This is a genomic window from Nostoc sp. CHAB 5715, from assembly GCF_020829685.1.
Taxonomy (GTDB): Bacteria; Cyanobacteriota; Cyanobacteriia; order Cyanobacteriales; family Nostocaceae; genus Nostoc.
This window is the reverse complement of sequence record NZ_JAIVFR010000365.1, coordinates 1-6,711: the sequence shown is the minus strand read 5'-3', so window position 1 is coordinate 6,711 and position 6,711 is coordinate 1. Positions and strand designations below refer to the sequence as shown.

The window sequence follows — 6,711 nt, the reverse complement described above, 5'->3', positions numbered from 1 at the left end:
ATATTGCAAGGTTTACTCAGTAGCGTTGAGATACTTGCTCGCTATGCTTTCATAATGGACATAATTGAAAATAAAGAAGATATTACCAACGCAACGGCTCTCCATTCTTCTTTACTTAGCGGTTCGCGGATTATAGCTCCGGCGATCGCAGGAATTATAATTGCTAGTCTTTCTCCTGGGCACTGTTTTTTAATTGATGGTATTAGTTACATTGCTATCATTACAGCTTTGTTAGCAATTAAAGTTAAAAAACTAATAATGGTACGCCGGAATTATCAAAATAATATTTGGCAGAATTTAAAAGAAGGCTTTACATATGCTTATTATTTTTTGCCTATTCGCTCAATCTTACTATTGATAGCATTACTCAGTTTTTTGGGAATGCCGTATCTAAGAATTATGCCTGTTTTTGCCATTCAAATTCTTCAAGGAGATTCCACTACTCTGGGTTTCTTAACGGGAGCGTCAGGGCTGGGAGCATTATGTGGTGGCATTTATTTGAGTTCCCAAACAAATTTAGTTAGGCTTGGTAAAATTATTGCTTTTGCTCCGGCTATATTTGGTACAGCATTAATTACCTTTTCATTGTCGAGAAGCTTTTGGTTTTCTTTAATGATAGTTCCAATAATAGGTTGTAGCTATATTTTAGAGTATTCATCTAGTAATTCTGTTTTACAAATAATATCAGATGATGAAAAAAGAGGTCGCCTCATGAGTATATATAATATGTCAGTTATGGGAATCATTCCATTTGGCAATTTATTTATAAGTGGATTAGCAAGTATATTTAATGCAACAAATGCTTTAATTTTTGGAGGCTTCTCTTGTATTCTTGGTTCAATTATTTTTTACAAGATGTTACCAAAAATTGAAAATTTATTGCACCCAATTTATGTCAGTAAAGGAATATTGGATGAATAGCTTATACTTACAGCTTATTGCAAGTAAATGAAGTATATAGGTAGGAAAACAACATTGTTGTGTCCTCACAATCTGCTGTAATTGACCATCTTGATGTTGGGCTAGATGTATTTGTCTCATTAGTTCATTAATTATTCTCCTTTCCTCAAGTTCCCTGTCCCCAACCACAGAATCCAAATACCCCCTTGTTTTTTATCCTCATCTATGCAAATCTCATAGTATTATACGGTAAATCTACCGATTTAACGTATGATTATTCTAGGTGCAAAAATAAAGTTTTAGTACCGACTACAAAGGTTCTAGAAAGCTATGTCTGAACCACGCTATGGGATTTGGATTCCTGTTTACGGCAACTGCGGCGTGACGAACCATCCTCTTGAACCTCGTGATGCTAGTTACTCACGAGCCAAGAATTTAATCCAATTGGCTGAAAGATGCGGGTTTACCACAACTTTAATAGCACAACATATCATCAATCCCAGAAACCAAGAACTTGACCAGCTAGAAACCTGGACAGCAGCAGCAGCACTTGCAGAAGCAACAAACTCTATCGAGATTATTGCAGCTGTTAAGCCATTACTGTTTCATCCCGCCGTCTTAGCAAAGATGGCCTTAGGTATTGATGCAATCAGTGGTGGACGTTTTTCTATTAACTTAGTAAGTGCCTGGTTCAAGCCAGAAATGGAAAAACCAGGAATAAATTTCCTTACCCACGATGAGCGTTATCGTTATTCGGATGAATGGATTAGGGTCGTAAAAGCCCTATGGAGTGGAGAAAAAGTCAACTTTCAGGGTGACTATTTTCAGATCAATGATTTGAAGCTCAATCCTCCACCTATAGCCAAACCACATCCGCGTGTATATGTAGGGGGAGAGTCAGAACCAGCCCAAGAACTAGCCGCAAAAGAAGCCCATACATTTTTCCTCAATGGTCGTCCGATTGAAGTCATCCGCGAAACCATTGCTCAAGTTGCTCAAAAAACTAAGTCTCGCTCTCAACCTCTGGGTTTTGCTATGTCAGCCTTTGTCATTACTCGACCAACAGACGAAGAAGCACAAGCGGAATATCAAAACCTCAGAGCGATGGTATTAGCACAAGACGATCGCTCAGAATTACTTAAAGGAGTAGATTCAGAAGTAGTCATGTTCAAAAACATGGCAAAGTACCCTGGTGTGGGAAGCAATGGCGGTACAGCAGCAGGATTAGTTGGTAGCTACGAAACTGTAGCCCAGCGGATTGCTGAATTTACCAAAGTAGGAATTGGTACTTTCATGCTGCAATTTCAGCCCTTTGCCACAGAAATGGAGCGTTTTTCTGCGGAAATCATGCCACGAGTCCAGGCATTAATAGCAATTCGCAATTCGCAATTCGCAATTCGCAATTAAGAAACGTAAGATGCAGCAGGACTTTCGTGATTTGTATCTGTTGCCTAATTTTGGAGAATTGGTATTAGAGGCTAGTGCTAACATTACTTCCCAATTGCCATTTATAAAGGAAACTTATGACTACAATACTTACTCGTCCAACTTGGACTACTGATTTAGAACTGGAAATTTTTGACAAACTGCTCGAACGATACGCCCCTCACTTGCCAAAAAAGCGGCTAGAAGAACCAAGACCACCGCAAACTGATGAAGAAAAAGAAAATTTCTATAATTTTCGTGTTGCTGGTGCAGCCCATGACCTGTTTATTGTGCAAGTCTGCGCTAAGATAATTGACTCCTTTGCTGACCTAGAATTACAACTATTTTTGAGCAGACAAATAGGGGATGACGGCGCACACGCTGAGAATACTCGTTTAAGAGCGCAGGCAATATCAGGACGCAACCCAATTGAAGATATTCAAAAGCAAGTACAAAAGCATTGGGATTATATGGGTGATTTACCCATTCGTAATTGGCAAGGCTTTCTAGCATTTGAGTTGCACTATGAACTTCATATTGTGGCTTTGCTATTCATCAATAGTCGTACCAGCAAAATCAATGACCCAGACTCAGCTAAGTTTGCGGCAGAAAGAATCTTGCCAGATGAAGCAGCACATCGTCTGGGAGTTGTAGATTGGTGGCAACGTAAATTTGATCGAGCTTCGCCAACAGAGAAAAAGGATTTAATCGCCCAAGTTCTAGAAGCAGATGAAGAAGGTCAACGCCGTCGTAATCCCTATCTTTGGGAGCATTGGCATTTGAGCCACAAAGCTATTGGTATTGAAATTGATGATTTGCCAGTACTTTATGACGCTTGGCGGCGAGAAGTTTTATCTTATTTCTTGGATATTCCTGTATCTAAACTGCCCCGACTTGTGAGTGTTAAAGACTGATGAGCAACAGTAGTTCTTTGAGTTTCGATTTGAAACCTGCTAGTGACTTAACTCCAGACGACAAGGAAGCTTTGCGTATACTTGTGGCAGCAGTTTATCCGCCGGAAGTCATCGATACTCGTCCGGTAAGACATGTTACATGGTGTTTACCGCAATGGCGTTTATTGGTGTGGGACGAAAAACGATTAGTCTCACATATAGGGATTGTGATCCGTGAGGCAAAGTTAGACGGTGTATTAACCCGTATTGGAGGTATTGGTGGTGTCATGACCAGTCCAGAAGTACGAGGACAAGGTTATGCAACTATTGCTATTCGTCGTGCAGCAGTATTTTTTGATGAAAACGATATTGCTTTCGCGCTACTCGTATGTCGTAATAATTTAGTATTTTTTTATACCCATCTTGGATGGCAGGCATTCAATGGAACTCTTTTAGTTGAGCAACCAGGTGGTACAGTTTCTTTCACACTTAATAAAACGATGGTGTTACCTATAACTGACAAAGCTCCACAAAAGGGAAGTATTGACCTCTGCGGTTTACCGTGGTGACACCTCGATTCTTACTTTCAAGATGTGGAATAGCTGATGCATCTGCACAAAAACCCCAAGTACCCAAGCTAACAGTGTTGAAAATAGGACATCAAAAAGGGATGGCGTTACTAAATATTGTTAAAGCGCAAGGAAGTTTAGAAAAGATTCAGTTTTTTAATTACGAATTACGCCTGATGTGAATTAAAAACGTCTCTTGTATCGCAAGGGTTTTGAGATTGTCCAAAATCATAGTTTTGGAATTATCAACGCAATTACAAAGGTTTCAACACTTAATTCACATTAAACGTGAATTATTTCTACAAATTAATCATCTATGTCTCTCATCGATTTAGTCACTAGGTGAGAGTAGCGCATTTAAGATTATGATACGGAGGGATAATGAGCGGATCAAAGCAATTAAAACTTGGTGCTTTCATGCGTCCGGTAAGCATACATACAGGCGCTTGGCGCTATCCTGGGGCTATACCTGATGCTAATTTTAACTTCCCAGCACTGAAAAAATTCATCCAAAAATTAGAGCAAGGCAAATTTGACGCATTCTTCATGGCGGATCACTTAGCAGTGCTGAATATGCCAATTAACGCCCTGAAACGCAGTCATACTGTCACCTCATTTGAGCCATTCACCCTGCTTTCTGCTCTTGCTACCGTCACCGAACACATCGGTCTAGTAGCTACTGCTTCTACAACTTATGACGCGCCTTACCACATCGCTCGCCGCTTCGCTTCTCTCGACCATATCAGTGAGGGTCGCGCTGGCTGGAACATCGTCACCACAGCCAATCCAGACGCAGCACTCAACTTCGGATTAGAAGAAGAGATAGAGCATGACGAACGCTATCGGCGGGCTAGAGAATTTTATGATGTCGTCACGGGTCTTTGGGATTCCTTTGCTGACGATGCGTTTATTCGGGACGTGGAAGCAGGGATTTATTTCGACCCTGCAAAGCTTCACGTTCTGAATCATAAGGCAAAATATCTCTCGGTGCGAGGACCATTGAACATCGCCAGACCTGTCCAAGGCTGGCCGGTAATCGTTCAGGCAGGCGCATCCGAAGCCGGACGGCAATTAGCTGCCGAAACCGCGGAGGCTGTGTTTGCACCTGCTGGTAATCTGGAAGCTGGCAAAGCTTTATTTGCAGACATTAAGGGACGGGCGCAGGCGAAGGGACGCGACCCAGACAGTATAAAAATCCTTCCAGGGGCTTTAGTGGTTGTGGGGGAAACCGTCGCCGAGGCACAGGCCAAGCGTGTTTATTTGGACAGCCTAGTACATTATGACAGTGGAATCGCTAGCCTTAATAGTGCTATTGGCTACGACGTTTCGGGTTTTGATCCCGATGGCCCCTTGCCAGAAATCCCACTGACTAACGCTGGTCACTCTTCACGAGAAAGAGTAATAGCCTTAGCGCAACGTGAGAACTTGACTATTCGACAACTGGCGCAACGCATTGGCAGTTACGGCGGGTTGGCTTTTGTGGGCACACCCCAAACCATCGCCGATGAGATGGAAAAATGGCTGTTTGAGGAAGGCTCTGACGGCTTCAACATCATGTTCCCTTATCTTCCTGAAGGGTTGAACGATTTCGTTGACAAGGTTGTGCCAGAACTCCAACGCCGTAAGATTTTCCGCAAAGAGTATGAGGGTACAACGCTGCGTGAAAATCTCGGTCTGGCACGCCCTGCTAATCGCTTCTTCCAAACCAGTCTGGTGTAAACTGCGATCGCTAGTATCACACCTATTGTTTCTTTCTTTTTACCACTTGCATCAATAGCACCGTCATCCTCGCTGCTTGATTTTTAAATTAGCTTGTGGTAAAGTCCGTGCTATCACAATCTACTGTAAATCGGTCGATTTACAGTAGATTGTTTCGATGAGAGAGTTAGTAAACAGAGTCTAACCGCAAAATAAAAAATTTCCCATCTTCAACTTTTACATCATTCCAAAATCAGTTTTTTAATTAAAGCCTGTATTTTAAACCCCAGAAAATTGGTAATACATCATGGTAGCAATATCTAGAAAACGCAACTTTCTAATTTTATTAGTAGCTGGAGTATTTACTCTCTCCACAACTTTAGTAAGTTGTAAAGCACCAGATACACGAGAAAAGGCAGCAGTTGCAGCTCCTAATGGCATTAAGACAAAAGTGTTAAGAATTGGTTATTTTACTGCTGCGGATATCACCAAAAGTAGACAAGTTTTAGAGAAACGGTTGAATCCCTTGGGTATTCAAGTGGAGTGGGCGCAATTTACAGCTGGGCCACAGCTTTTAGAAGCAATAAATGTGGGCAGTTTGGATGTCGGTGCTGTTGGTGAAACTCCACCCATATTTGCCCAAGCAACTGGTATTCCCTTTGTTCTTCTTGTTAATACTATACCGGGTACTGGTGAAGGTTCGGCGATCGTAGTACCGGAAGACTCTCCCATCAAAACTATAGCTGATTTAAAAGGTAAGGGAATTGCCTTTCAAAGAGCTACTGCTAGTCAATACTTTGTGGTTAAAGCTTTACAAGAAGGAGGACTAGAGCTAAAAGATGTCAAACATCTCAATCTGATAGCACCAGAAACTCGTGCAGCATTATCGCGTAAGAGCATTGATGCAGCTGTGCTAGGTGACCCCCACCTGGCTATATTTCAGAGAACGGAAAAAGTTCGGATTCTTCGTAATGCTAAAGGACTTTCAACCCAAGGAGGCTATTGGATAGCTGCACGTAGCTTCGTGAAAGAGAACCCTGAGCTAATAAAAATTGTCCTTGAAGAAGTCCACAAATTAGGCAAATGGTCTAAAGCAAATACGCGAGAAGTTGCCGAAATTATCGGGCGTGATGCCAAGCTTGATTTACCAACCTTAGAAACAATAGTCAAGCGTCGGCGTTTTGGCATCAGACCGATTACCGATAAGGTTATATAGCCAGGTGGGG

The 6,711-nt window shown here is 41.8% G+C and carries 7 protein-coding genes; all 7 read left to right on the top strand.

What is annotated here, in order from left to right:
• On the top strand, positions 1–921 hold a 921-nt coding region (locus LC574_RS20155), incomplete at its 5' end, for an MFS transporter (protein ID WP_229455180.1).
• Positions 922–1,230: 309 nt separating this feature from the next.
• The gene (locus LC574_RS20150; RefSeq protein ID WP_229455178.1) at positions 1,231–2,307 is read left to right on the top strand and encodes an LLM class flavin-dependent oxidoreductase; all 1,077 of its coding nucleotides are present in this window, start codon (positions 1,231–1,233) and stop codon (positions 2,305–2,307) included.
• A 116-nt stretch (positions 2,308–2,423) separates the two neighbouring features.
• The gene (locus LC574_RS20145; protein ID WP_229455176.1) at positions 2,424–3,239 is read left to right on the top strand and encodes a hypothetical protein; all 816 of its coding nucleotides are present in this window, start codon (positions 2,424–2,426) and stop codon (positions 3,237–3,239) included.
• The gene (locus tag LC574_RS20140) at positions 3,239–3,787 is read left to right on the top strand and encodes a GNAT family N-acetyltransferase (protein ID WP_229455174.1); all 549 of its coding nucleotides are present in this window, start codon (positions 3,239–3,241) and stop codon (positions 3,785–3,787) included. The genes LC574_RS20145 and LC574_RS20140 overlap by 1 nt, the downstream gene beginning before the upstream one ends.
• Positions 3,781–3,969 (top strand): hypothetical protein, encoded by a 189-nt coding sequence (locus LC574_RS20135; protein WP_229455172.1) that lies wholly within the window; start codon positions 3,781–3,783, stop codon positions 3,967–3,969. Before LC574_RS20140 ends, LC574_RS20135 begins: the two co-directional genes overlap by 7 nt.
• Before the next feature lie 199 nt (positions 3,970–4,168).
• Positions 4,169–5,506, top strand: a complete 1,338-nt coding sequence (locus LC574_RS20130) for an LLM class flavin-dependent oxidoreductase (RefSeq protein WP_229455170.1) — start codon at positions 4,169–4,171, stop codon at positions 5,504–5,506.
• A gap of 286 nt (positions 5,507–5,792) precedes the next feature.
• On the top strand, positions 5,793–6,701 hold the full coding sequence (locus tag LC574_RS20125; RefSeq protein ID WP_229455168.1) for an aliphatic sulfonate ABC transporter substrate-binding protein: 909 nt from the start codon (positions 5,793–5,795) through the stop codon (positions 6,699–6,701).
• The last annotated feature ends 10 nt before the right edge of the window (positions 6,702–6,711 follow it).